This is a genomic window from Streptomyces sp. NPDC051183, from assembly GCF_040682455.1.
Classification (GTDB): domain Bacteria; phylum Actinomycetota; class Actinomycetes; order Streptomycetales; family Streptomycetaceae; genus Streptomyces.
Map to the genome: position 1 here is coordinate 1 of NZ_JBFBBA010000005.1, position 26622 is coordinate 26622.

The following is a 26622-nucleotide window of genomic DNA, read 5'->3' on the forward strand; positions in this document are numbered from 1 at the left end:
TTTACCCGTAATCGGGTGCACACGCACTTAGAGCGGGACAGTCATGTCGGAATAAGACCGACCGTCCACTGCGTCCTCGCTGTGTAATTGCCTGCAAGCATCACCCGAAGGCGACCTCACAGGTCTTTTTCAAAGGAACCTCATCCACCGAAGTGGACGGGGTATCAACTTCTGGCGTTGATTTTTGGCACGCTGTTGAGTTCTCAAGGAACGGACGCTTCCTTCGTACTCACCCTCTCGGGCTTTCCTCCGGGCGCTTCCTTCGTTCTTGCGTTTCCGACTCTATCAGACTCGGTCCCGCTGCTTTCCAGTTCTTCGCTTTCGCGCTTTCCCTTTCCGGCGTTTCCAACTCTACCAGATCATTTCCTCGCCGTTTTCGGCTTGGATTTGAATTGGATGGCCATTGGAGGGCCTTTCCCTTTCGGGCGAGCCAGACTTTATCAGGTTTCCCAGGTCTGGATTCCCACCCGCCCGCCTCGACCGGTCCGGGCACACGTATGTGCCCGGGTGTCGTGCGGGGTGGAGACGTAAACGTACTGGAGCGGGGCCCCCGGACGCAAATCCGGTTGCCCCGCTCCAGTGATGTCAGTACGACGAGGCTCAGACCTCGACGACGACCGGGAGGATCATCGGGCGGCGGCGGTAGCTGTCCGACACCCACTTGCCCATGGTCCGGCGGATGAGCTGCTGGATCTGGTGGGGCTCCGCGACGCCGTCGGCGGCGGCGCGGCCGATGGCTTCCTCGATCTTCGCGACGACCGGGCCGAAGGCCGAGTCCTCGATGCCCGAGCCGCGGGCCTGGATGTTCGGGCCGCTCACGACCTTGCCGGTGGTGCTGTCCACCACGACGTAGACCGAGATGATGCCCTCGTCACCGAGGATCCGGCGGTCCTTGAGCGAGGCCTCCGTGACATCGCCGACCGAGAGGCCGTCGACGTACACGTACCCGGCCTGGACCTTGCCGGCGATGCGGGCCTTGCCGTCGATCAGGTCGACGACCACGCCGTCCTCGGCGATGACGATGCGGTCCTTCGGGACGCCCGTCATGGCACCGAGCTCGGCGTTGGCGCGCAGGTGGCGCCATTCGCCGTGGACCGGCATCAGGTTCCGCGGCTTGCAGATGTTGTAGAAGTACAGCAGCTCGCCCGCGGAGGCGTGGCCGGAAACGTGCACCTTGGCGTTGCCCTTGTGCACGACGTTGGCGCCCCAGCGCGTCAGGCCGTTGATCACGCGGTAGACCGCGTTCTCGTTGCCCGGGATCAGGGACGACGCCAGGATCACGGTGTCGCCGGGGACGATCCGGATCTGGTGGTCGCGGTTGGCCATGCGGGACAGGGCCGCCATCGGCTCGCCCTGCGACCCCGTGCAGACCAGGACGACCTCGTGGGCCGGCAGGTCGTCGAGGGTCTTGACGTCCACGACGAGGCCCGGCGGGACCTTCAGGTAGCCCAGGTCGCGCGCGATGCCCATGTTGCGGACCATCGAGCGGCCGACGAAGGCGACGCGGCGGCCGTACTCGTGGGCGGCGTCGAGGATCTGCTGGATGCGGTGCACGTGGCTGGCGAAGCTGGCCACGATGATCCGGTTGTGGGCGTTCGCGAAGACCGTGCGCAGGACGTTGGAGATCTCGCGCTCGGGCGGGACGAAGCCCGGGACCTCGGCGTTCGTCGAGTCCGAGAGGAGGAGGTCGATGCCCTCTTCGCTCAGACGCGCGAAGGCGTGCAGGTCGGTGAGGCGCTTGTCCAGCGGGAGCTGGTCCATCTTGAAGTCGCCGGTGGCGACGACCAGGCCCGCGGGGGTCCGGATCGCGACGGCCAGGGCGTCCGGGATGGAGTGGTTGACCGCGATGAACTCGCAGTCGAAGGGGCCGAGGTTCTCGCGCTCGCCTTCCTTCACCTCAAGGGTGTAGGGGCGGATGCGGTGCTCCTGGAGCTTGGCCTCGATGAGGGCCAGCGTCAGCTTGGAGCCGATCAGCGGGATGTCCGGCTTCTCCCGGAGGAGGTAGGGGACGGCGCCGATGTGGTCCTCGTGGCCGTGCGTGAGGACGATGCCGTCGATGTCGTCGAGGCGGTCCCTGATGGACGTGAAGTCCGGCAGGATCAGGTCGATGCCCGGCTGCTCCTCCTCGGGGAAGAGGACGCCGCAGTCGACGATCAGCAGACGGCCGTCGAACTCGAAGACGGTCATGTTGCGACCGATCTCGCCCAGGCCACCCAGGGGGGTGACCCTCATGCCGCCCTTGGGCAGCTTCGGCGGCGGTCCGAGTTCAGGATGCGGATGGCTCAAAAGTATCTCCTCACCACACACGCCACGTACCTCGTAAGGCACGTGGCGCGCATGTCATTCGTGCACTTGCTTTTGTCGGTTTCGGTCTTGCTTATTCAGTTGTGAAGTCTGTTGTCAGAGCTGTACCCCGCCGGCGGCAAGATCGATCTTGAGCTGGGCCGTCTCTTCGGCGGTCAGCTCGACCAGCGGGAGCCGCAGCGGGCCCGCGGGCAGGCCCTGCAGGTTCAGCGCGCCCTTGGTGGTGATCACGCCCTGGGTGCGGAACATGCCGGTGAAGACGGGGAGCAGCTTCTGGTGGATCTCCGTGGCCTTCTGGACGTCGCCGCCCAGGTGGGCCTCGAGCATGGCGCGCAGCTCGGGGCTGACCACGTGGCCGACCACGGAGACGAAGCCGACCGCGCCGACGGACAGGAGCGGCAGGTTCAGCATGTCGTCGCCCGAGTACCAGGCCAGGCCGCTCTGCGCGATGGCCCAGCTGGCGCGGCCGAGGTCGCCCTTGGCGTCCTTGTTGGCCACGATACGGGGGTGCTCCGCCAGGCGGACCAGGGTTTCGGTGTTGATCGGGACACCGCTGCGGCCGGGGATGTCGTAGAGCATGACCGGCAGCTCGGTGGCGTCGGCGATGGCCGTGAAGTGCCGGTAGAGGCCCTCCTGCGGCGGCTTGCTGTAGTACGGGGTGACCGCGAGCAGGCCGTGGGCGCCGGTGCGCTCGGCCTGGCGGGCGAGCTCAAGGGTGTGGCGGGTGTCGTTGGTGCCGATGCCGGCGACGACGTGGGCGCGGTCTCCGACCGCCTCGAGTACGGCTCGTACGAGGTCGTTTTTCTCCGCGTCGGTGGTGGTCGGCGACTCACCGGTGGTGCCGTTGACGATCAGGCCGTCGTTGCCTGCGTCCACCAGGTGGACGGCGAGCCGCTGCGCGCCGTCGAGGTCGAGTGCGCCATCAGCCGTGAACGGCGTGATCATGGCGGTGAGGACCCGCCCGAAGGGGGTCTGCGGAGTCGAGATCGGAGCCATGGGTAACACGCTACTCGCTGCCACGCTCGCGGTGTCCCCTCGGGGGACGTGATGACGGTGTTGGAGCCCGGCACTGCCTGCTCGGGGGTTCAAGCAGTGCCGGGTCCGTTTGATCAGCCTAGATGAACTTTACGAAACGCCGCAATACGGACACTTCGGACTTCGTTCCGCACATCTGTACGTCGCCCGTCAGAACGGGCCCGGGCAGGCCTTACGGGGCAACGCGACCGTTGCCGTTGAAGGCGGCGTACGTCAGCGGCATGAGCTGCGCCCAGTGCTGTTCCATCTTCTCGCCGACCATCTCGATCTCCCGCTGCGGGAAGGAAGGGACCGCCGCGAGCTCGTGCTGCGTGCGCAGACCGAGGAAGTGCATCAGCGAGCGCGCGTTGCACGTGGCGTACATCGAGGAGAAGAGACCGACCGGCAGGACCGAACGGGCAACCTCGCGGGCCACGCCCGCCGCCAGCATCTCCTGGTAGGCCTCGTACGCCTGACGGTACGAGTCCTCCATGACCCGGCTCGTCAGCTCCTGCTGGGCCGCGGTGCCCTCGACGAAGACGTACTTGCCCGGGCGGCCCTCCTGGACGAGCTTGCGCTCGGCGTCCGGGACGTAGAAGACCGGCTCCAGCTCCCTGTAGCGGCCGGATTCCTCGTTGTAGGACCAGCCCACGCGGTGCCGCATGAACTCGCGGAACACGAAGATCGGGGCACTGATGAAGAAGGTCATCGAGTTGTGCTCGAAGGGGCTGCCGTGGCGGTCCCGCATCAGGTAGTTGATGAGGCCCTTGGAGCGCTCCGGGTCCTTCTGCAGCTCCTCCAGGGACTGCTCACCGGCCGTGGAGACACGGGCGGCCCACAGCACGTCGGAGTCGGCGGCGGAGTGCTTCACCAGCTCCACCGTCACATCGCTGCGGTAGCTGGGTTTCAGATCTGAAGCGGCGGTCTCGCTCACCGGGGGTCCTTCCGAACGCTCTTACCTGGGGCGCGCCCACTCTACGGCGCCCGCCGCACCTCTCGGCGCACGTCCGTGCGGCCGGTCCGGTCACCCGGTCGGCTGACGGAGCGCCATAAAATTTGGTGAATGTCCCGAAATCCGGCACCGATCCGGCCGTTCGTGCGTCCTACGTAGTAGAACGCACACCAACTCGATCGTGAGGAGATCCACCCCATGTTCCGCCGGCGCGAACCCGTCCCGTTTGCCTTCGTCGCCGAGGCCGACCGTTTCCGCAGTAACGTCACTCCACCGCCGCGCGAGAGTCTGAGCAAGACCCAGATCGCCGCCCGTAGTCTGGTCGGGATGACCGTGGTGGCGGGGCTCGTCGGCTCGCTGCTCTTCGGACTGCCCGCACTGCAGCCCAGCAAGGCGCCCGAGAAGTCGCAGCAGTCGGAGGCGTCCCAGGGGCGGTAGCCTCACGGGCACTGCCCAACCGAACGTGCATGTGAGTGAGGTCCAGCCGTGCCCCTGCCCTTCTTGACGGCCGACGGCGCATTCGACGCGCACGACGGGGAGGACGTCCTCCCCTACGAAGACCACGACCGCTGGCGCCGGCCCTACCGGCCCGGCCCCTGGCGGGTCGCCATCGCCGCCCTGCTGCTCCTGCTGGCCGCGTTCATGCTGCTCGCGACGATGATCATCGCCGCCGCGGGCACGTGGGGCGGTGCGGCGGCCAGCCTGGCCGCCTCGCTCGCCGTGGTCGGCTCGGCGCTGCGCCTGCTGCGCACCGGCGTCTGGGTGAGCCGCAAGGGGCTGCGCCGGGTGTCCTTCTTCGCGACCCGCTCGCTCGCCTGGAGCCAGGTCGCCGAGGTCCGTACGGTGCAGCAGCCCGTGCGCTGGCTCGGACTGCCGAGGACCGTACAGGGGCAGGCCCTGACGGTGGCCGGGCACGGCGGCGCGGAGCTGCCGGTGCTGCTGACCGACCACAACGCCGACTTCCTGTCGCGGACCGAGGCCTTCGACCGGGCTGCCGACACGGTCGAGGCCTGGGCCCACGAGTACCGGGCCGTTCCCGCCTGACCGGCGCCGCCCGGTTCTCCCGCCCGCGCACGGACGGCCCGTACAGGATTCAGACCTGTACGGGCCCTTCCTGTACGGGTACGGCGGCGTGCAGGGAGATCGCCCGCTGCATGGCCTTGCGCGCCCGCGGGGTGTCGCGGGCGTCGTGGTAGGCGACGGCGAGGCGGAACCAGCTGCGCCAGTCCCCCGGGGCGTCCTCCGTCTCGGCCTTGCGGCGCGCGAAGACCTCGTCGGCCGAGTCCCGCAGGATCCGGCCGTACTTGTCCCGCTCCAGCTCGTCCACGGGGAGTCCGCCCTCGGCCTCCAGCTCGGTCGCGAGCTGGTTGGCCTTGGTGACGAACTGCGTGTTCTTCCACAGGAACCACACGCCGATGACGGGCAGGATCAGCACGGCCACCCCGAAGGTGACCGTGATCCAGGTGCCGTGCCGGATCAGCATCAGGCCCCGACTGCCGACCAGGACGAAGTACACGGCCAGGACGGCGGCCGTGATGAAGTAGGTGATCTTCGCGCGCATGGGGACTACTGCCTGCTCATCAGCCGAGGTCGAGGAAGTTTTCCAGGCCGAAGGTGAGGCCCGGGGTCTGCGTCACGCGGCGCACGCCGAGCAGGATGCCCGGCATGAAGCTGCTGTGGTGCAGGGAGTCGTGACGGATGGTCAGGGTCTCGCCCTCGCCGCCGAGCAGGACCTCCTGGTGGGCCAGCAGGCCGCGCAGGCGGATCGCGTGCACCGGGACCCCGTCGACGTTCGCGCCGCGGGCTCCTTCGAGCCCGGTGGCGGTGGCGTCCGGCTGCGGGGCGCAGCCGGCCTCGGCGCGTGCGGCGGCGATGAGCTGGGCCGTACGGGTCGCGGTGCCGGAGGGGGCGTCGACCTTGTTCGGGTGGTGCAGTTCGACGACCTCGACGGACTCGAAGTAGCGGGCCGCCTGGGCGGCGAACTTCATGGTGAGGACGGCGCCGATGGAGAAGTTCGGGGCGATGAGCACACCCGTCGCCGGGGAGGCGGCGAGCCAGGTGTTCAGCTGCGCGAGGCGGTCCTCGGTCCAGCCGGTGGTGCCGACCACTCCGTGGATGCCGTGGCGGACGAGGAAGTCGAGGTTCCCCATCACCGAGTCCGGTGTGGTCAGCTCGACCGCGACCTGGGCACCGGCCTCGGCCAGCGTCTCCAGATCGTCGCCGCGGCCGAGGGCGGCCACGAGCTCCATGTCTTCGGCGGCCTCGACCGCCCTGACCGCCTCGGCGCCGATACGGCCCTTGGCGCCGAGGACTGCCACGCGCAGCTTGCTCATCTTCGCTTCCTAACCTACGTACGGAACTAGGCGACGGCCTCGTCGAGGCGGGCGGCCTGCTTTTCCTTCAGCGGGCCGATCACAGCGAGCGAGGGGCGCTGGGCCAGTACATCCTGTGCGACCGACCGGACGTCGTCCGGGGTCACGGCGGCGATCCGGGCCAGCATGTCGTCGACCGACATCTGGTCGCCCCAGCACAGCTCGCTCTTGCCGATGCGGTTCATGATCGCTCCGGTGTCCTCCAGGCCGAGGACGGTGGAGCCGGACAGCTGGCCGATGGCCCGCCGGATCTCCTCGTCGGAGAGCCCGTCGGAGGCGACCTTGTCGAGCTCGGCCCGGCAGATCCGCAGCACGTCGTGGACCTGGCTGGGCCGGCAGCCGGCGTAGACGCCGAAGAGGCCGGTGTCGGCGAAGCCCGAGGTGTACGAGTACACGCTGTAGGCCAGGCCGCGCTTCTCCCGGACCTCCTGGAAGAGGCGGGAGGACATGCCTCCGCCGAGGGCGGTGTTCAGGACGCCCAGTGCCCAGCGGCGCTCGTCGGTGCGGGCGAGACCCGGCATGCCGAGGACCACGTGGGCCTGCTCGGTCTTGCGGTTCACCAGCTCGACGCGGCCGGAGGTGCGGATGCGCTTGGTGCCGGTGCGCGGGCCGATCGGTTCGGCGTCGGTGCGGGTGAGCGAGCCGGCCTTCTCGAAGGCCGCGCGGACCTGGCGTACGACCTTGTTGTGGTCGACGTTGCCCGCGGCCGCCACGACCAGGTGGGTGGGGTCGTAGTGCTTCTTGTAGAAGCGGCGGATCCGGTCGGCGCCGAGTGCGTTGATCGTCTCGACGGTGCCCAGCACGGGGCGGCCCAGCGGGGTGTCGCCGTACATGGTCTGCGCGAAGAGGTCGTGGACCATGTCGCCCGGGTCGTCCTCGGTCATCGCGATCTCTTCGAGGATGACGCCGCGCTCGGCGTCGACGTCCTCTTCGCGGATCAGCGAGCCGGTGAGCATGTCGCAGACGACGTCGATGGCCAGCGGCAGGTCCGTGTCGAGCACCCGTGCGTAGTAGCAGGTGTACTCCTTCGCCGTGAAGGCGTTCATCTCGCCGCCGACCGCGTCGATCGCGGAGGAGATGTCGAGGGCACTGCGCTTGCCGGTGCCCTTGAAGAGGAGGTGTTCCAGGTAGTGCGTGGCGCCGTTGAGCGTCGGGGTCTCGTCGCGGGAGCCGACGTGCGCCCAGATGCCGAAGGTGGCGGAGCGGACGGAGGGCAGCGTCTCGGTGACGACGCGCAGTCCGCCGGGCAGGACGGTGCGGCGGACGGTGCCGATGCCGTTGCTGCCCTTGAGCAGTGTTTGGGTACGGGCGACGGCCCGCCCCTCCGAGGAGGGGCGGGCCGTCACACGGGAACTACGCGACGTCACTTGTCGGAGTCGTCCTTGTCAGCCTCGTCGCCGGCGGCCTCGCCGTCGATCACGGGGATCAGCGAGAGCTTGCCGCGCTGGTCGATCTCGGCGATCTCGACCTGGACCTTGGTGCCGACCGCGAGCACGTCCTCGACGTTCTCCACGCGCTTGCCACCGGCGAGCTTGCGGATCTGCGAGATGTGCAGCAAGCCGTCCTTGCCGGGCATGAGGGAGACGAAGGCACCGAAGGTGGTGGTCTTGACGACCGTACCCAGGTAGCGCTCGCCGACCTCCGGCATGGTCGGGTTGGCGATCGCGTTGATCGTGGCGCGGGCGGCCTCGGCGGCCGGGCCGTCGGCGGCACCGATGTAGATGGTGCCGTCGTCCTCGATCGTGATCTCGGCGCCGGTGTCCTCCTGGATCTGGTTGATCATCTTGCCCTTGGGGCCGATGACCTCACCGATCTTGTCCACCGGGATCTTGACGGTGATGATCCGCGGGGCGTACTGGGACATGGCGTCCGGCGTGTCGATCGCTTCCATCATCACGTCGAGGATGTGGAGGCGGGCGTCGCGGGCCTGCTTGAGGGCCGCGGCCAGGACGGAGGCCGGGATGCCGTCCAGCTTGGTGTCCAGCTGGAGGGCGGTCACGAACTCCTTGGTGCCGGCGACCTTGAAGTCCATGTCGCCGAAGGCGTCCTCCGCACCGAGGATGTCGGTGAGGGCGACGTAGTGGGTCTTGCCGTCGATCTCCTGGGAGATCAGGCCCATGGCGATACCGGCGACGGGGGCCTTGAGGGGCACACCGGCGTTCAGCAGCGACATGGTGGAGGCGCAGACCGAGCCCATGGACGTCGAACCGTTGGAGCCGAGGGCCTCGGACACCTGACGGATCGCGTAGGGGAACTCCTCGCGGGTCGGGAGGACCGGCACGATGGCGCGCTCGGCGAGCGCGCCGTGGCCGATCTCGCGGCGCTTGGGCGAGCCCACGCGGCCGGTCTCACCGACGGAGTACGGCGGGAAGTTGTAGTTGTGCATGTAGCGCTTGCGGGTCACCGGGGAAAGGGTGTCCAGCTGCTGCTCCATACGGAGCATGTTGAGGGTGGTGACGCCCAGGATCTGGGTCTCGCCACGCTCGAACAGCGCCGAGCCGTGCACGCGCGGGATGGCCTCGACCTCGGCGGCCAGCGTACGGATGTCCGTGACGCCGCGGCCGTCGATGCGGACCTTGTCCTTGATGACGCGCTCGCGCACCAGGGCCTTGGTCAGGCTGCGGTAGGCGGCGGAGATCTCCTTCTCGCGGCCTTCGAAGGCCGGGAGGAGCTTCTCGGCGGCGATCTCCTTGACGCGGTCCAGCTCGGTCTCGCGGTCCTGCTTGCCGGCGATGGTCAGCGCCTGGGAGAGCTCGCCCTTGACGGCGGCCGCGAGGGCCTCGTACACGTCGTCCTGGTAGTCCAGGAAGACCGGGAACTCGCCCTCGGGCTTGGCGGCCTTGGCGGCCAGGTCCGACTGGGCCTTGCAGAGGGCCTTGATGAACGGCTTCGCGGCCTCGAGGCCCGCGGCGACGATCTCCTCGGTCGGCGCCTCGGCGCCGCCCTTGACGAGGGCGATGGTCTTCTCGGTGGCCTCGGCCTCGACCATCATGATCGCGACGTCGCCGTCCTCCAGGGCGCGGCCCGCGACGACCATGTCGAAGACGGCGTCCTCGAGCTCGGTGTGCGTCGGGAAGGCCACCCACTGGCCGCGGATCAGCGCGACGCGGACGCCGCCGATCGGGCCGGAGAAGGGCAGGCCGGCCAGCTGGGTGGACGCGGACGCGGCGTTGATCGCGATGACGTCGTACAGGTGGTCCGGGTTGAGCGCCATGATCGTGGCGACGACCTGGATCTCGTTGCGCAGGCCCTTCTTGAAGGACGGGCGCAGCGGGCGGTCGATCAGGCGGCAGGTGAGGATCGCGTCCTCGGAGGGCCGGCCCTCGCGGCGGAAGAAGGAGCCGGGGATCTTGCCGGCCGCGTACATCCGCTCCTCGACGTCGACCGTCAGGGGGAAGAAGTCGAGCTGGTCCTTGGGCTTCTTCGACGCGGTGGTGGCGGAAAGCACCATCGTGTCGTCGTCCAGGTAGGCAACGGCGGAGCCGGCGGCCTGGCGGGCCAGACGGCCCGTCTCGAAGCGGATGGTGCGGGTGCCGAAGGAACCGTTGTCAATGACGGCCTCGGCGTAGTGGGTCTCGTTCTCCACTAGCGTTTTCTCCATTTTCGTCGTCTCCGTCCGCCACCCGTGTGGTGGTGGACGGTTGCGGAGAAGCGCTCCTTGCGTGCGGGCCGGTCTTCGATCGAAGCATCCGGATTCTGGGCCCGTGGGGGCTTTCCGGGTGCCACTACCGAGGACCGGCGGCGTAGGGAGGGCGCTCCTCCTCTTCAGTTGTGCACGTACTGCGTCATGCACTGTGCACGTGCGTCCAGACTACAAAGCGTCCGGTACGTCCCGCACGTACAGCAAAGGGAGCGGCCCCCTGAGTGTGGGAACCGCTCCCTTCACAGCGTCTTTACTTGGCGCCGGCCGCACCGCGGCGGATGCCGAGGCGCTCGACCAGCGTACGGAAGCGCTGGATGTCCTTCTTGGCCAGGTACTGCAGCAGGCGGCGACGCTGGCCGACCAGGATCAGCAGACCACGACGGGAGTGGTGGTCGTGCTTGTGGGCCTTCAGGTGCTCGGTCAGGTCCGAGATGCGGCGGGACAGCATCGCGACCTGGACCTCGGGAGAGCCGGTGTCGCCCTCCTTGGCACCGAACTCGCTGATGATCTGCTTCTTCGTAGCGGCGTCGAGCGGCACGCGTACTCCTCGTTTAGGTCTTCGTTGCCACCGAGTGCCCCAGGTCGAATTCTCTGGGGATCTTCCGTAACTCGGGAGGCGGGGTCCGCTGAGCGCAGTCCACAGACCTTCGGAGAAGAGTCCGGGGGACGCGTACACAAACGGCCGTCACACAGCGTACCAGGCTGCCGCTCACCCACGTCTCAGCTGGTGAGCGCCCGGGCCCGGGTGTAGACGTCGAGCACGGCCAGGGCCAGCGGGATCAGGCTGAGCAGTACCGCCGCCTCGGTGAGGTCGAGCAGGCGCCCCCAGAAGGGTGACAGACCGCGGCGGGGGATGACCAGCGAAATACCGACGAGGAGGGCCGCGCCGGCGGCCACGGCGGCGGAGAGCCAGATCGTACGGAGGTCCAGGCCGCTGCGGTCGTGGTAGCGGACGTACTCGGCGATCAGGTCGGCCGGGGGGTGCATGGCCAGGCCCAGGATGAGCAGGCCCACGGCGGCGAGGCCGGCGGCCAGGGTGCAGGCGACCTGCGAGGTGTAGCGGAAGAGGCGGGCGCGCAGCAGCATCGCGAGGCCGGCGGCGAGGGCCAGCAGGCGGCCCCAGGTGTCGTCGGAGAAGCCGAGGACGGCGGCGGAGCCGACGGCGACCGCGGCGCAGCCGCCGACCAGGCCGAGCAGCATCTCGTGGCCGCGGCGGGCCTGGGCGGCGATGGCCTCGGCGTCGAGGCGGGCTCCGGCGTCGTGCTGGTCGGCGCCGTCCTGCTCACCGTACGGCTCGGTGTCGTAGCGGTCCGGGGTCGCCGTGTACTCGGTGTACTCCGTGGCGCTCTGCGGGGCGGCGTATCCGATGGGGAGCCGGGCGAAGCGGGCGGAGAGGCCGGGGAGGAAGGCGACGAGCCCGATGGCGACGGTGGCGCAGACGGCGGCGGTGGCGGTCGCGGTGGCCTCGGTGGCGATGGCGAGGAAGGTGGCCAGGGTCCCGGTGGCGCCGAGGAAGGTGGCCGCGACGAACGGGGCGTCGCCGTGGGGGGTGAGCGCGACCAGGGCGACGGAGGCGACGAGGACGCACACGCAGCCGAACAGGAACTGGAGGCGGCCGGGGCCCTCGCCCGCGGCGGGGGCGATGATCGCGGCGCCGGCGATCAGCAGGTGCGGGACGGCGGCGAGGCCGAGGGCGACGGCGGAGCCCCTGTCTCGGTAGACGCGGGCGCGGACCCCGGCGGCGGCGGTGAGCAGGAGGGCGACGGCGCCGGCGATGACCCCGGGCAGTCCGTGCACGTCGTGCAGGGCGGGGTCGGCGTACCAGAGGACGAGGCCGAGCATGACGAAGAGGAGTGCGGCGCCGGCGAGGCCCGCGCCGCGCAGCATGTCGTCGCTCCAGCGGTGCCGGTCGCGGACGACGGCGGAGGCCACGGCGTCGGAGACGTCGTCGAAGACGGCGGGCGGCAGGGACTCGGCGAAGGGGCGCAGGCTCAGCACCTCCCCGTCGAGGACGCGCTGGGCTGCGAGGGTGCGGGCGCCGTCGAGGACGGTGCCGGAGCGGCGGACCAGGTGGAAGCCGGTGGGGGCGCCGACGGGCTGGGTCTGGCCGGTGAGGCGCAGCAGCTCGGGGTAGACGTCGGCGACCGCGATGTCCTCGGGAAGGGCGACGTCGATGCGGCTGTCGGGGGCCACGACGGTGACCCTGCAAAAGCCCGTGGCTCCGGCCGTACTCACCTTGTGTCCCCCGAGGTCGGCGATGTCGGATTCGCGGATGCGCATGCAGCGCGCGTCACACTACCGGGAGTATGCATGACTGTCGGCAAGTAGGATCGCCGTCGCGCGCAGGAGTCCCCCTCCGCGCCCGGGACTTGGGGCCGCCGGTAGCGATGTCCCGTCCGTTTTCGAGGGATTGATGCTCCGGTGAGCCAGATCGTCGTCAGACGCCCGCCGAGGTCGCTGCCGCCCGAACTCCCTTCTGAGGAATTGAGACTTGAGGCTCCGCCGGAGCTTCCGCGGGGGCAGCAGGAGGGCATGCTGATGCAGCTCCTGCCGATGCTGGGCATGGGCTCGTCGGTCGTCTTCTTCTTCCTGCCGGGCAATCACCCGTTCATGCGCGTCATGGGCGTCCTGATGCTCGTGTCCACGGCAGCCATGGCCGCCGCGCAGATCGTGCGCCACCGGCGCGGTACGCAGGGGCAAATGGCCGATGTGCGCCGTGACTACCTGAAGTACCTGGCGCAGACGCGCCGTCGGGTACGCCGTACGGCGCGGGCGCAGCGCGACGCGCAGCTGTACCTGCACCCCGCTCCGGAGCAGTTGTGGTCGGTGGTGGCCGAGGGTTCGCGGCTGTGGGAGCGGCGGGTCGGCGACGTGGACTTCGGGCAGGCCCGGCTGGGGCTCGGCGCGCAGCAGCTGGTGACGCCGCTGGTGGCTCCGGAGACGGCGCCGGTGGACGAGCTGGAGCCGCTGGCGGCGGGGGCGATGCAGCGTTTCCTGCGGGTGCACTCCTCGCTGGACGGGCTGCCGGTGGCGGTGTCGATCCGGGCCTTCTACCACGTGACGGTGTCGGGTGAGCCGGAATCGGCGCGCGGCACGGCGCGGGCGCTGGTGGCTCAGCTGGCGACGCTGCACTCCCCCGACGACCTGGTGGTCGCGGTGGTGGCCGCGCCGGGCGCGGTGCCCTCCTGGGACTGGATCAAGTGGCTGCCGCACGCGCAGGTGCAGGGCGGAGCCGGCGCCTACGACGGGGCCGGTACGAAGCGGCTGTTCGGCGACGACCTGACCGAGCTGGAGGGGCTGCTGGCGCCCCGGCTGGAGGGGCGGCCGCGGTTCAGCCGGGAGGGGTCCCCGGTACTGGACCAGCCGCACCTGGTGATCGTGCTCGACCCCGACTCGCCCCGCGGGGGTCTGGTTCCGCCGGACTCGGTATTCGCGGCGGCCGAGGGGTTGCAGGGCGTCACCGTCGTCGAGGTGGTGGCGGGCACCCTGGACGAGCCCCGCGGCGGACTGTCGGTCGTGGTGCGGCCGGGCCGGCTGCGGCTGGAGTCGGGCGGAGGCGTCGCGTACGAGGGCGTACCGGACGTCCTGTCGCTGCCCGCGGCGGAGGCGCTGGCGCGGCAGCTGGCGCCGCTGCGCACGGGTGGCGGCGACGATGACGAGCCACTGCTCGCCAATCTGGACTTCACGGACCTGCTGAACCTGGGGGACGCGGCTCAGATCGACGTGGCGCGGACCTGGCGGCCGCGGTCGGCCGGGGAGCGGCTGCGGGTGCCGATCGGCGTGGGCGAGGGGGGCGCCCCGGTCATGCTGGACCTGAAGGAGGCCGCGCAGGAGGGCATGGGGCCGCACGGCCTGTGCGTGGGCGCGACGGGTTCGGGCAAGTCGGAACTGCTGCGCACGCTGGTGCTGGGCCTGGCGGTGACGCACACCTCGGAGACGCTGAACTTCGTACTGGCGGACTTCAAGGGCGGTGCCACCTTCACCGGGATGGGGCAGATGCCGCACGTCGCGGCGGTCATCACCAACCTGGCGGACGACCTGACGCTGGTGGACCGCATGGGCGACTCCATCCGCGGCGAGCTCCAGCGCCGGCAGGAACTGCTGCGCTCGGCGGGCAACTACGCCAACATCCACGACTACGAGAAGGCCCGCGCGGCGGGTGCGCCGCTGGAGCCGCTCGCGTCGCTGGTGCTGGTCATCGACGAGTTCTCCGAACTCCTGACCGCCAAGCCCGACTTCATCGACATGTTCATCCAGATCGGCCGCATCGGCCGGTCCCTGGGAGTGCACCTGCTGCTGGCCTCGCAGCGGCTGGAGGAGGGCAAGCTGCGCGGACTCGACACGTACCTCTCGTACCGGATCGGCCTGCGGACCTTCTCGGCGGCGGAGTCGCGGACCGCGATCGGCGTGCCGGACGCGTACCACCTGCCCCCGGTGCCCGGTTCGGGCTATCTGAAGTTCGGTACGGACGAGATGACCCGCTTCAAGGCGGCCTACGTCTCGGGCGCCTACCGTTCGGGCGGGCCGGACCTGCCGGCCGGGCTGTTCCCCGTGGAGCGGCGGCCCGCGCTGTTCACGGCGGCGCCGGTGCCGGTGGTGTACGCGGCCCCGGATCCGGCGTACCTGGCGGCGCAGGCCGCGCAGGGCGACGACACGCTGGCGGACACGGTGCTAGACGTGATCGTGGGCCGGCTGGAGGGGCAGGGGGTGCCGGCGCACCAGGTGTGGCTGCCGCCGCTGGACCAGGCGCCGCCGCTGGACCAGCTGCTGCCCGCGCTGGCCCCGAGCGCCGAGCGGGGGCTGCACGCCGAGGGGTACACGCGGCCCGGGGGGCTCGTCGTACCGCTCGGCCTGATCGACAAGCCGTTCGAGCAGCGGCGCGAGGTGCTGTACCGGGACTTCGCGGGTGCGGCGGGGCACATGCTGGTGGTCGGCGGTCCGCAGTCGGGCAAGTCGACGCTGATGCGGACGCTGATCTCCTCCTTCGCGCTCACGCACACCCCGTGTGAAGTGCAGTTCTACGGGCTGGACTTCGGCGGTGGCAGCCTCTCCTCGCTCGCCGAACTGCCGCACGTGGGCGGGATCGCCTCCCGGCTGGATCCGGAGCGGGTGCGGCGCACCGTCGCCGAGGTCGGCGGGATCCTGAACCGGCGCGAGGAGTTCTTCCGCTCCAACGGCATCGACTCGATCGCCACCTACCGGCGGCGGCGCGCGGCCGGGGAGCTGCCGGGCGAGCCCTGGGGCGACGTCTTCCTGGTCGTCGACGGTTGGGGCGGCTTCCGGGGCGAGTACGAGGGCCTGGAGGCGGTGGTCACCGACATCGCGTCCCGGGGGCTGGGATACGGCATCCACGTGGTGGTCACCGCGGCCCGCTACATGGAGGTGCGGGCGGCGCTGAAGGACCAGATGCTCAGCCGGCTGGAGCTGCGGCTCGGCGACGTCATGGACTCCGAGTTCGACCGGCGGGTCGCCGCGAACGTGCCGACCGGGATGCCGGGCCGCGGCCAGGTGCCGGAGAAGCTGCACTTCCTGGGCGCGCTCCCGCGCATCGACGGTTCGCACGACGCGGACGACCTGTCGGAGGCGACGGCGGCCTTCGTGGCGGCGGTGAAGGAGAACTGGACGGGCGCCGCGGCCCCCGGGGTGCGGCTGCTGCCGCGGCTGCTGCACGCCGAGCAGCTGCCCAAGGGCGGGGAGCACCCCGGCCGCGGGGTGGCGATCGGTATCGACGAGACGGCCCTGGAACCGGTGTTCGTCGACTTCGAGACCGATCCCTTCCTCCTCGTCTTCGGCGAGAGCGAGTCGGGCAAGACGAACCTGCTGCGGCTCATCGCCCGGCAGATCGCCGACCGCTACTCTCCCGACCGGGCCCGGCTGGTGGTCGGCGACTACCGGCGCGGCCTGCTGGGGGCGCTGCCGGAGGAGCACCTGCTGGAGTACGCGCCGATGGCGGGCTCCCTGCAGATGCACATGGAGGCCCTGGTCGGGGTGTTCTCGCGCAGGCAGCCGCCGACGGACGTCACCCCGCAGCAGTTGCGCGACCGCAGCTGGTGGACGGGTCCCGACGTGTTCATCGTCATCGACGACTACGACCTGGTGGCGACGAGCCAGGGCAATCCGCTGGCCCAGCTGGTGGAGTTCCTGCCGTTCGCCCGCGACACCGGGGTCCGCTTCGTCATCGCGCGCAACTCGGCGGGGGCCTCGCGTTCGCTGTACGAGCCGTTCATGCAGCGGATCAAGGAGCTGGGCGCGCAGGGCGTGGTGCTGTCCGGCGACCCCTCCGAGGGCGACCTGGTCGGAAACGTCAGGCCCCGCCCGATGCCCCCGGGACGGGCGTACTTCACCACGCGCAGGCGGGGCACGTCCCTGGTGCAGCTCGGCCGGCTGCCGGAGGCGTGACGATCCGCGGGAAAGCCTCCCCCGGCCACCTGGTCTGCACCGATAATCAGCAGCGAACGCAGCAGTGGCACCGCGCACCGAGGGAGAGGCCGCACATGGGCACCCAGCAGGAGAAGGACGAGCTGTACGCACTCGACATCAGCGGCGTCGAGTGGGAGGGCCCGCCCGGGACCAGCCCGGACGAGGAGCGGGTCGAGATCGCCCGGCTGCCCGAGGGCGCGGTGGCGATGCGGTCCTCGCTCGACCGGGACACCGTGCTGCGCTACACGGCGGCCGAGTGGGAGGCGTTCGTACTCGGGGCCAGGGACGGCGAGTTCGACCTCGACCGGGGTCCGCGCTGACACCGGACGGCGACCGTGCACGGCGAAGGGGCGCGCCCGATGCGGGCGCGCCCCTTCGCCGTCGCGTGGGCGGGGTCCGGTGTCAGTAGGCCTCAGTGAACAGGCGCGAGGCCTTGACGTCGGTGGCGCGGTAGTCGGACTTGCCGCGCTCGACGAGGTCCGCGACGAGCGCCAGCTGGTCGCGCATGTGCTCGGCCTTGCCCTTGTACTTGGCCTGGAGCTGCACGTACTGGGCGTGCGCCTCGCCGTCCCAGGTGTCGGTGACGACCTTCAGGGCGCGGTCCATGTCGGTCAGGTCCTGGACGATCTTCTGGGAGATCGCCCGGATCCGGTCGGCCATGATCTGGACGCTCTCGTACTGGACCTTGGTGTGGCCGTCGTTGCCGGACATGAATCTTCTCCTTCGGACGTGGGATCGGCTGCCGTTCCAGATGCCGTTTCAGATGCCGTTGAGGGCCGAGCCGTTGCCGCCGGTGGCGTTCCTGACGGTGTTGAACGCCGCACGCACGTCGTCGTCCTGGGCGTTGCTCAGGTTCTTCGTCTCGGAGACCGCGTGGTGGAGTACTCCGAGCAGCTTGCGGATCTGATCGTGGTCCTCGTTGACCAGGGTCTGGGCCGAGACGAATCCCGAGGCGCCCACGCCCGTCCAGCCGGCGCTCACGGTGGCGAGGATGTCCGCCAGTTCGCGGGCCTGCTTGGTGACGTTGTTGGCCGTGTCGGCGATCCTGTTCGTCGCCTTGACGACCGGATCGTCGGCGAGTCCGAAATTGTTGGTCATCCGAAGCCCCTCACTTCTCAATACGCCGGTCCGAACCGGCGGATTGCGTGGCGGAGCGGACAGTCCGGGGCGTGGATTCCAGCCACGCGCGCCCGGGAAACCCCCTCCGCTTCACGCCAATCCCCCGATCACAGTCGTGAAGCCGGTTGTCACTGTAGCCAGTTCGCGGTCAGCCCCCAATACCGTCGTGCGGCTTCCGTTGACGAACTGTGACCGTTCACTGCAAACGGCGGCGGCGCCGGCGGGCGTCCCTGATCACGGTCGCGGTCCCGGCGACCACGGCGATGAGCAGGGCGCCGGTCCCCAGGGCGTACGTCCCCAGCCGCTCCTCCCGCTCCTGCGCCGACTCGGCCGTGTTCAGCGCGGGCACGTGCGGGGCCGCAGCTGGGGGCGGGCCCGGGTCCCGGACGGGAGCCCTGGGGGGCTCGCGGTCCTGGGTGACGGCGCGCACCGGGTCGACGACACCCCATCCGACGTAATCGTCACGGCCGTTGACGGCGCGCTCGGCGGTGTTCTCGATCTGCCAGACGATCTGCTGAGCGGTCCACTCCGGGTGCTCGGCGCGCAGCAGGGCCGCGACTCCGGCGACGTAGGGCGCGGAGAAGCTGGTGCCGTTGTCCACGCACTGGCCGTATCCGGGGACGGTGGAGACGATGTCGACGCCGGGCGCCGCGACCCCGATGAAGGCGCCGGGCTGGGAGAAGGCGGCCCGTTCGTTGTTGCGGTCCGAGGAGGCCACGGCCAGGACGCCCTCGAAGGCCGCGGGGTAGGTGTTGCGCTTCTCGCCGCTCAGCCCGTCGTTGCCGGCCGAGGCGATCACCACGACGTTCGCGGCGACGGCCCGTTCCACGGCCTTGCCCAGGGCCGAGTCGGGGCTCAGGGGCACGTCGGTGTCCTGGGAGATGTTGATGATCTGGGCGCCCTTGGCCAGCGCGTGGTCGATCGCCTGGCTCAGCGTCGCGGTGTCGCCGTTTCCCTGCCCGTCGCTCTGCCGGACGGGGATGATGGTGGCCTCCGGGGCCAGGCCCACGAAGCCGGTGCCCGGCTGGGGTCGCGCCGCGATGAGTCCGGCGACCCGGGTGCCGTGCCCGACGGTGTCGCGCGTACCGTCGCCGCCCTGCGGGTCGACGAAGTCCCGGCCGGAGCCCGCGTCGACGGCGGCGGCGAGCTGCGGGTTGGTCCGGTCGACGCCGGTGTCGATGACGGCGACGCGGACGCTGTTGCCCTTCGCGTCGGTGCCCTTGGTCCTGGCCCAGAGCTCGTCGAGCAGGAGCCGCTGCAGGGCCCAGGGGCGGTCCTCGATCTGCTTCTTCATGGGGAAGGTGCACTCGCCGGCGCCGTCGGGGCGCAGCGCGTACGGGAGGTCGTACGGGGCCTGCTGCGCGGCGGCGGCAGCGCAGAGGGCGGCCAGCAGGAGGGCGGCGGCGGGCTTCCGGATCGGCACGGGCTTCCGCTTCGGCACGGGCGGCATCCTCAGGAGCCCTGGGGCTGGCGGGCGGAGTTGGTGTCCAGCCGCGGCCCCTTGGAGAGGAACTCCGACCAGGCGATGGGCACCATGGCCGGCACGACGCCCCCGTAACCGAGCCGGGTCTGCGCCTGGCTGGGCTGGGGGCGTCCGTCGGCCGCGGCCGGAGCCGGGGCCTGCGGCGCGTCGCTGTCGCCGTTGGCCTGCACGGCGTACCGCAGTCCGGTGTCGGTGACCAGGAAGAGGGAGCCGCCGGCGGTGGTCTGGCGGCCCTGCAGCTGGGTGTACAGCAGCCCGGAGCCCGGCGTGACGTACGCGCTCGTGCCGCTGGCGGTGATGTCGACGGGGAAGCCGGTGCCGGCCCAGGTGCTCAGCGTCTGGTTGCCCTGGCCGTCCACCGAGCGCAGGACGTTGCAGACGGTGTCGCGGTCCCCGGTGGGGGCGGGGGCCGGGGTGGAGGCGGAGGCGGAGGCGAAGGCGGGTGCGGCCTGGTTCACCCGGTCGACCTTCTTCTGCGGCCACTTGGCATCGCTCCGGAACGGCGCCGGATCCGGGCTCAGCGACTGGAGGTCCACCTCGCGGGCCTTGCCGTGCATGTTGAGGCCGTCGGTCGCGGGCGAGGAGATCAGCAGCCAGGCGACGAAGTCGGAGACCGGGGCCACCCTGCCGGGCAGCACCACGTAGTGCTGCGCGCCGGATCCGGTCATCGCCTTGAGCACCATGCCGACCCGGTTGTCTTCGCCGACCAGGCCCCGGACGCCCGCGTCGGTCCCGGCCGGTGCGCCACCGGGCAACTGCGGGAAGGCCAGGTCCTCGCCGGAGTTCAGCGTGGCCAGCCACGCCTCGGTGACCGGCTGCGGGGTGGCGCCGGTGCCGACCATGGCGTTGGTCATGGTGCCCGCGTCCGCGGTGCCCTCGGGGAACCGGTACTTCGTCCCCGTCGAGTCGACCAGGTACCGCTCCTTGGCCCCGTCGGAGTTCTGCACGTACAGCGCCTGGGTGTCGCCGAGCCGGCTCGCGCCGTCCATCACCCCCTCCTCCCGCTCCGCGAGCACGAAGGCGGCGGTCTGCACGCCCCGGCCGTTGCCGCCCGGCTGCTGGCAGACGGCCCAGCGCTTGGCCCTGCCCGCGTCGGCGGGGGCCGGGAGCCGGTCGGGGGCGTAGGGGATGCCGATGATGGGGCCGCGCGGCAGCCTGCCCTTGTCGAGCATCCGGTCGTCGACCTGGACGACCTTGAACTTGGCCGGATCGAGCAGGAGCCGGGCGGAGGCCAGGTTCATCACCGGGTGCAGCCGGGTCTGCTCCTTGCCGTTGACGGTGGTCGCCAGAACGACGTACCGGGTCGTGGACTGCTTGCCGACGATCACCTGGGTGCCGGGGGCGTCCCAGTTCTTGGGGGCCACCGGTCTGAACATGCCCCAGGCTCCGAAGGCGCCGAGCAGGAGCGCGCCCGTCACCAGCCCGGGGACGACCGCGCGCAGCGGACGCGGGGCTCCTTCCTCGGTCCCGGTGGCCGAGGGCTGGAGAAACGCGGCCACCGTGCGCCGCTTCGCAAAGGTGTACGCATTGAGCTCATCGCGTCGTGATGCCATGACCGCCTGCTTCTCCCCGCACGGCCCGGCCGGTGACCGCGGTCGCCGGGCCTCGATTGTCAGACCGGGCACCTACTATGCCTCTTGACGGGGCGTCTGACGGTGGCGGGTAGGGTGCGGTTGCCACCGCTGCCCGTAAGGGCCGTGGAATTCTGGGTTGTTGGGGCGGATTGGGGAGGGTTCCGGGGGCGTGCGGCAGGCCGCCGCGCAGCGCCGGGAGCCACGGGGTCCGGTCCTGGAAGGGGAGGTGCGCCCGTGGGATCGAGCACTGCGCAGCCGCAGACCGGTACGGCCGCGCCCCCGCGCGACGGGGTGACCCCGCATCCGGAGGCGGGCCCGGGGCGGTTCGGGCCATTCCGATTGCAACAGCTCGTACTGCTCCAGGTCGCCGCGGCCGCACTGCTCGTGGCCTGGGCGGTAGAACCGCTGCTCCTCGCGCCCGCCGGCGCGCTCGCCCTCGTCCTCGTGGTGCTCGCGGTCGTACGCCGCCACCAGCGCTCGCTGCCCGAGTGGATCGGCACCGCGCTCGCGCTGCGCGCGCGCCGCCTGCGGGCTGCCGCCTCCGCCGTGCCCGCGGGCACCGAGCCGGGGCTGGCCCCGCTGGTCGAGGCCGATCCGGCGCTGCGGACCCTCACCTTCAGCGGCCGGGACCGGCGGCCCGTCGGGATGGTCGGCGACGGGACCTTCCTGACCGCGGTCGTCCAGGTGGACACGGACGCCACCGCCCTGCGGCCCGACCGGACGGCGCGGCCGCTGCCGCTGGCCCTCGTACGGGACATCCTCGAAGTGGACGGCATCCGGCTGGAGTCCGCGCAGCTCGTCCAGCACACCCAGCCGGCGCCCGCGCCGCACCTGCCGGCCCAGTCCATGGCCACCCTCAACTACGCACCGCTGCAAGCCCGGACGGGCTCCCCGGCGGTGCGGCTGACCTGGGTCGCGCTCAAGCTCGACCCCGAGCTGTGCCCCGAGGCGGTCACCGCGCGCGGCGGCGGGCAGGAGGGTGCGCAGCGGTGCCTGGTACGGGCGGCCGACCAGCTGGCGAGCCGCCTGACCGGGGCCGGCTTCCGGGCGACCGTGCTGACCGAGCAGGAGCTCACGGCCGCGCTGGCCACGTCCTCGTGCGCCAACCCGATGGCGATCACCCAGGCCGGCCGGACGGCGGGCACACGCGGTCCGGGGCGGCGTACGGAGGAGACCGCGCGGGTCTGGCGCTGCGACGACCGGCGGCACACGACGTACTGGATAGGGCGCTGGCCGCAGTTGGGCGGCGCCGGGGCGGCCCTGCCGCAGTTCGTGGCGCTCCTGACCTCGCTGCCGGCGCTGGCGACGAACTTCAGCCTGACGGTGGCACCGGGCGGGCGGCACGGGGTGACCCTGACTGGGCACGTCCGGGTCACCGGGCGCAGCGACGAGGAACTGGTCGCCGCGCGGCGCGAGTTGGAGCGGACCGCGCGTGGTGTGAAGACGGGGCTGGTCCGGCTCGACCGCGAACAGGTACCGGGGCTGCTGGCCTCGCTGCCGCTGGGAGGCACGCGATGAGGGGTACCGGTGGCGCACGGGGCGGCTTCGGTCTGATCGGCCCGCGCCGCGAGCGGCACGTGCTGTCGGCGGCGGACCTGGACGCGCTCGCCCTGCCCCTCGGGGACGACGGCGTCGTCATCGGCGTGGACGCCGAGGGGCGGCCCTCGGTGCTCGGCGTCAACCGGCCGACACCGTACGAGATCACGCTGATCGGCGGTCTGTGGACGGCGCAGGTGCTGGCGCTGCGCGCGGCGGCCACCGGTGCGCGGGTGGCGGTGGAGACCGGACGCGGCGCGGTGTGGACCGGGCTGGCCCGGGCCGCGGGCGGCGGCCAGCAGTGCGTGACCCTGCACGACGTGGGCCGGGTGCCGCCGCAGGGAGCGTCGGCCGGCAGCCCGGTACTGGTGGTCCGCGACTGCGGGATGCGGCCGCCGCGCGGGCGCGTGGTGGCGGGACCCTGGCAGTCGGTGCTGACCCTGTTGCCGTACCTGAGCCCGACGGCGCCGCGGCTGCTGCGCAACTCCGCGCTGGTGGGCGTCCAGCGGGTCTCCCCCGACGAGGCGGAGCAGATCGGCCGTCTGATGCACCTGCCGCAGGGGGCGGTGGCCTCGCTGCCCACCCTGGGCGACGGGGTGACGCTGTGGTGCACGCAGCGGGACCGGCAGTTCGTGATGACGCAGCCGACGGAGACGGAGACGGGCCTGCTGGGCGCGGCGAGACGGGTCGACTGAGCCCGGCTGACCCCGGCGGTTGCCCCGGCGGTCGTCTTGAGGGTTGCCCTGGCCGGGGGGCGGTTGGCCCGGAGGGTGTTGTTGTGGGCAGGATGTATGCATGGCCCCCCCTTGTGGGGCGGGTTCATTGGCGGTCCGACCGACGGGGGCGGGCCGACGGGGGCGGACACCGGTGACGGCGCGCGATTAGGCTGAGCGTCGGCGCGGCGTCGTGGTGGGCGCCGGACCAGTGTTCGACAGACCAGGAGGACCAGTGAGCGGCGATCGGAACGAGAGGCGCGGCGGGACGTGGGACGTCCCGACGGACGATCAGTCCGACGCGGAGCCCGAGCTGACGGGCGAGTTCACCATCGACTACACACCGCCGGCCTGGTACACGCAGGGCTCCGCGCCCGCAGCCCCGGCCGTGCCGGCCACGCCGGCCCTGCCCGAGGGCAGCGGGTTCGAGCCGCACCGGCCTGCCGAGGTCGCTCCGCCGCCGTCGCCGTCGGTTCCGGCTCCTGCGGCTCCGGCTCCTGCGGCTCCAGCCGAGGGCGAGGACGCGTCCGCCGCCTCCGCGGCGGCGCCGCAGCAGGGCCCGACTCCGCCCGCCCCGGCTCCTTTCCAGGCCCCGATCTACCGGAGCTCGGCGCTGCCCGACGCGTCGCCCGCGTCCTTCCAGGCGCCGAGCTACTCGGTCGACCGCCCGGCCGGTGCCCCGGCCCAGGAGCCGGAGGCCGCCCCGGGCACGCCGTCCGCCGGCGCGGCACACACGCCGTACCAGCCGCCGAGCTACGCGGTCGAGACCCCGGGCGCCGTCGCGCCCGCGCCGTTCCAGGCCCCGGCCGCGGCTCCGGAGCCGGTGGCCGACCCGGTGGCCGCGCCCTTCCAGCCGCCGAACTACTCGGGCGGGACCCCGGGCGCCAACGCGCCCGCCCCGTACCGGGCATCGGCCCCGGAGCCGGTGGCGGCCCCGATCCCGGTCAGCCCGTCTCCGGCTGACGCGGGATTCACGCCGTACCAGCCGCCGAGCTACTCGATCGACGCCCCGGCCGACACCGCGCCCGCACCGCTCCAGGCACCGGAGGCGGCCCCGGCTCACGCGAGCGCGCCGGCCCAGGCGCCGGAGGCGGCTGAGACCCCGGCGAGCACGCCGTCGTCCGACGCGGCGCACACGCCGTACCAGCCGCCGAGCTTCGCGGCCGCGTCCCCGGCCGATGCCGCGCCCGCGCCGCTCCGGGCACCGGAGGCGGCCCCGAGCGCCGACGCCGCTGCCGCGCCGCTCCCCGCTCAGGCCGAGGAGCCGGAGGCCGCCGAGGCCCCGGAGAGCCCGTCTCCGGCCCACCCGAGCGCGCCGGAGCCCGCCACGGCCGACGCGGCCGCGCCCGTGCGGACGGCCACCCCGGCCGAGGGCACGCCCGTACCTCCGGCAGCCGTCTCGGAGACCCCGTTCGGGGGAACCGTCCCGGAGACCGCACCCGCCGAACTGCCTCCGCTGCCGCCCGCGTTCCCGGCCTCGGCCGCGCCGCAGGACGGCTACGGCTTCCCGCCCGCACAGCCCACGCCGCCCGCCGACGGCTACGGCTTCCCGCCCGCGCCCCCGGTGCCCGCGCAGCCCCAGGCCGCCGACGCCCCGGGCGGCTACGGCTTCCCGCCCGCACCCCAGCAGCCGCAGCCCCAGGCCGCCGACGCCCCGGACGGGTACGGCTTCCCGCCCGCGCCCCCGGTGCCCGCACAGCCCCAGGCCGCCAACGCCCCGGGCGGCTACGGCTTCCCGCCCGCGCCGCAGCCCCAGGCCGCCAACACCCCGGACGGGTACGGCTTCCCGCCCGCGCCCCCGGTGCCCGCACAGCCCGTGGCGCCCGCCGACGGGTACGCCTTCCCGCCCGCACAGCCGCAGGCCGCCAACGCCCCGGACGGGTACGGCTTCCCGCCCGCGCCGCAGCAACCGCAGCCACAGCCGCAGCCGCAGCCGCAGGCCGCCGAGGCTCCGGACGGCTACGCGTTCCCGCCCGCGGCCGCGCAGCCCGGGGCGCCCGCCGACGGCTACGGGTTCCCGCCCGTCCCGCCGCAGGCACAGCCGCAGCCGCAGCCGCAGGCCCAGGCCCCGGCCCCGTACGCCGACCCCCGCGGCGGCGCCCAGTGGCAGGCCGGGGCGCAGCCCCAGCCGTACCCCCAGCCGCAGCCGCAGCAGGCGCACCCGCACCCGCACCCGCAGGGACCCGCCCCCGACCCGCGTTACACGGTCGGCCAGCCCGCCGGCGGGGCGCCCCTCGGCTACACCGCCGCCGTCGAGCTGTCCTCGGACCGCCTGATCCGCGGCAAGCAGAAGGCCAAGAGCGGCTCCACCCCCGCCGCGGGCAGCGGCGGCCTCTTCCGCTTCGGCGGCAAGGCCGCGGAAGCGGAGCGCCAGCGCAAGCTGGAGCTCATCCGCACCCCGGTGATGTCCTGCTACCGCATCGCCGTGATCAGCCTCAAGGGCGGCGTCGGCAAGACCACGACCACCACCGCCCTCGGCGCCACCCTCGCCACCGAGCGCCAGGACAAGATCCTGGCCATCGACGCGAACCCCGACGCCGGAACCCTCGGCCGCCGCGTGCGCCGCGAGACCGGGGCCACGATCCGCGACCTGGTCCAGGCGATCCCGTACCTGAACTCGTACATGGACATCCGCCGGTTCACCTCCCAGGCCCCCTCCGGTCTGGAGATCATCGCCAACGACGTGGACCCGGCCGTCTCGACGACCTTCAACGACGAGGACTACCGCCGCGTCATAGAGACGCTCGGCCGCCAGTACCCGATCATCCTCACCGACTCGGGCACCGGGCTCCTCTACTCCGCCATGCGCGGGGTCCTGGACCTGGCCGATCAGCTGATCATCATCTCTACCCCGTCCGTGGACGGCGCGAGCAGCGCCAGCACCACGCTCGACTGGCTCTCCGCCCACGGGTACTCCGACCTCGTCTCGCGCTCCCTCACCGTCATCTCGGGGGTCCGCGAGACCGCCAAGATGATCAAGGTCGAGGACATCGTGCAGCACTTCGAGACCCGCTGCCGCGGCGTCGTCGTCGTGCCGTTCGACGAGCACCTCGCGGCCGGCGCCGAGGTCGACCTCGACATGATGCGGCCCAAGACGCGCGAGGCGTACTTCAACCTCTCCGCCCTCGTGGCCGAGGACTTCATCCGTGCGCAGCAGCAGGCGGCCCAGGCCCACTGGGGTCAGCCGCAGGCCCAGCAGCCCCAGCACGGGCAGCCCCAGCCGCAGGCGCAGCCGCCGCAGGGCGGCCAGGCCCCGTACCAGCAGCCTCCGCAGGCCCCGCAGCCGTACGGCCAGCCCTACCCCCAGCCCGGCACGCCCTGGCAGCAGCAGCCGCCGCAGCCCCAGCCGCCCCAGCAGCAGCCGCCCCAGGCCCAGCCGCCGCAGCAGCCGCAGCCCGGCCAGCCCCCGCGCGACCCGCGCCTCGGCTGACCCGCGCACGCACGAAGGGCCCGTACCGTCCTGGTGACCAGGTCGGTACGGGCCCTTCGGCC

At 71.9% G+C, this 26622-nt stretch carries 20 protein-coding genes; 7 read left to right on the forward strand and 13 right to left on the reverse strand.

Going from position 1 to position 26622, the window contains the following annotated elements; translation table 11 throughout:
- Positions 1–600: 600 nt before the first annotated feature.
- The 3 genes from AB0M99_RS05695 to thyX form a co-directional block, all read right to left on the reverse strand.
- Positions 601–2286, reverse strand: a complete 1686-nt coding sequence (locus AB0M99_RS05695) for a ribonuclease J (protein ID WP_365917395.1) — start codon at positions 2284–2286, stop codon at positions 601–603.
- A gap of 114 nt (positions 2287–2400) precedes the next feature.
- Positions 2401–3300, reverse strand: a complete 900-nt coding sequence (dapA, locus tag AB0M99_RS05700; protein ID WP_365917396.1) for a 4-hydroxy-tetrahydrodipicolinate synthase — start codon at positions 3298–3300, stop codon at positions 2401–2403.
- Positions 3301–3511: 211 nt separating this feature from the next.
- Positions 3512–4252 carry an FAD-dependent thymidylate synthase gene (thyX, locus tag AB0M99_RS05705; RefSeq protein ID WP_365917397.1) on the reverse strand — a complete coding sequence of 247 codons (741 nt, stop codon included), beginning with the start codon at positions 4250–4252 and terminating at the stop codon, positions 3512–3514.
- Between the two features lie 216 nt (positions 4253–4468).
- Here thyX and AB0M99_RS05710 point away from each other — a divergent pair, with 216 nt between their 5' ends.
- Positions 4469–4708 carry a hypothetical protein gene (locus AB0M99_RS05710; protein ID WP_365917398.1) on the forward strand — a complete coding sequence of 80 codons (240 nt, stop codon included), beginning with the start codon at positions 4469–4471 and terminating at the stop codon, positions 4706–4708.
- Positions 4709–4756: 48 nt separating this feature from the next.
- The gene (locus AB0M99_RS05715; protein ID WP_365917399.1) at positions 4757–5314 is read left to right on the forward strand and encodes a PH domain-containing protein; all 558 of its coding nucleotides are present in this window, start codon (positions 4757–4759) and stop codon (positions 5312–5314) included.
- Positions 5315–5363: 49 nt separating this feature from the next.
- Here AB0M99_RS05715 and AB0M99_RS05720 read toward each other — a convergent pair whose 3' ends face one another.
- The 6 genes from AB0M99_RS05720 to eccD all read right to left on the reverse strand — a co-directional run bounded on the left by AB0M99_RS05720 (position 5364) and on the right by eccD (position 12520).
- A complete protein-coding gene (locus tag AB0M99_RS05720; RefSeq protein ID WP_365917400.1) occupies positions 5364–5831 on the reverse strand; it encodes a hypothetical protein in 468 nt (155 codons plus the stop codon).
- A gap of 19 nt (positions 5832–5850) precedes the next feature.
- Positions 5851–6603, reverse strand: coding sequence for a 4-hydroxy-tetrahydrodipicolinate reductase (gene dapB, locus AB0M99_RS05725; protein ID WP_365917401.1), 753 nt, complete (start codon positions 6601–6603; stop codon positions 5851–5853).
- A gap of 26 nt (positions 6604–6629) precedes the next feature.
- Entirely contained in the window at positions 6630–8009 is a 1380-nt protein-coding gene (locus AB0M99_RS05730; RefSeq protein WP_365917402.1) for a pitrilysin family protein, read from the reverse strand.
- Positions 8006–10228 (reverse strand): polyribonucleotide nucleotidyltransferase, encoded by a 2223-nt coding sequence (locus tag AB0M99_RS05735; RefSeq protein WP_365917586.1) that lies wholly within the window; start codon positions 10226–10228, stop codon positions 8006–8008. Before AB0M99_RS05735 ends, AB0M99_RS05730 begins: the two co-directional genes overlap by 4 nt.
- Positions 10229–10535: 307 nt before the next feature.
- Entirely contained in the window at positions 10536–10823 is a 288-nt protein-coding gene (rpsO, locus tag AB0M99_RS05740) for a 30S ribosomal protein S15 (protein ID WP_365917403.1), read from the reverse strand.
- 182 nt (positions 10824–11005) lie between these two features.
- Entirely contained in the window at positions 11006–12520 is a 1515-nt protein-coding gene (gene eccD / locus AB0M99_RS05745; protein WP_365917587.1) for a type VII secretion integral membrane protein EccD, read from the reverse strand.
- Positions 12521–12706: 186 nt separating this feature from the next.
- Between eccD and eccCa the strand changes: the two genes are divergently transcribed.
- Entirely contained in the window at positions 12707–16684 is a 3978-nt protein-coding gene (eccCa, locus tag AB0M99_RS05750; RefSeq protein ID WP_365917404.1) for a type VII secretion protein EccCa, read from the forward strand.
- A 95-nt stretch (positions 16685–16779) separates the two neighbouring features.
- The gene (locus AB0M99_RS05755; RefSeq protein ID WP_030303613.1) at positions 16780–17025 is read left to right on the forward strand and encodes a DUF397 domain-containing protein; all 246 of its coding nucleotides are present in this window, start codon (positions 16780–16782) and stop codon (positions 17023–17025) included.
- Between the two features lie 82 nt (positions 17026–17107).
- Here AB0M99_RS05755 and AB0M99_RS05760 read toward each other — a convergent pair whose 3' ends face one another.
- The 4 genes from AB0M99_RS05760 to eccB all read right to left on the reverse strand — a co-directional run bounded on the left by AB0M99_RS05760 (position 17108) and on the right by eccB (position 20860).
- Positions 17108–17416: a WXG100 family type VII secretion target gene (locus AB0M99_RS05760; protein WP_365917405.1), complete on the reverse strand. Its 309-nt coding sequence runs from the start codon at positions 17414–17416 to the stop codon at positions 17108–17110.
- 48 nt (positions 17417–17464) lie between these two features.
- Complete coding sequence (locus AB0M99_RS05765; RefSeq protein WP_365917406.1) at positions 17465–17803, reverse strand: hypothetical protein; 339 nt, start codon at positions 17801–17803, stop codon at positions 17465–17467.
- Between the two features lie 217 nt (positions 17804–18020).
- Entirely contained in the window at positions 18021–19214 is a 1194-nt protein-coding gene (mycP, locus tag AB0M99_RS05770) for a type VII secretion-associated serine protease mycosin (protein WP_365917588.1), read from the reverse strand.
- A 62-nt stretch (positions 19215–19276) separates the two neighbouring features.
- Complete coding sequence (gene eccB, locus AB0M99_RS05775) at positions 19277–20860, reverse strand: type VII secretion protein EccB (RefSeq protein ID WP_365917407.1); 1584 nt, start codon at positions 20858–20860, stop codon at positions 19277–19279.
- A gap of 255 nt (positions 20861–21115) precedes the next feature.
- On the opposite strand from eccB, the gene eccE reads away from it, so the two are divergent.
- From eccE to AB0M99_RS05790, 3 genes are all read left to right on the forward strand, one after another.
- Positions 21116–22399, forward strand: a complete 1284-nt coding sequence (eccE, locus tag AB0M99_RS05780; protein ID WP_365917408.1) for a type VII secretion protein EccE — start codon at positions 21116–21118, stop codon at positions 22397–22399.
- Complete coding sequence (locus AB0M99_RS05785; RefSeq protein WP_365917409.1) at positions 22396–23112, forward strand: hypothetical protein; 717 nt, start codon at positions 22396–22398, stop codon at positions 23110–23112. Before eccE ends, AB0M99_RS05785 begins: the two co-directional genes overlap by 4 nt.
- Before the next feature lie 253 nt (positions 23113–23365).
- Entirely contained in the window at positions 23366–26560 is a 3195-nt protein-coding gene (locus AB0M99_RS05790) for an SCO5717 family growth-regulating ATPase (protein WP_365917410.1), read from the forward strand.
- Positions 26561–26622: the final 62 nt, after the last annotated feature.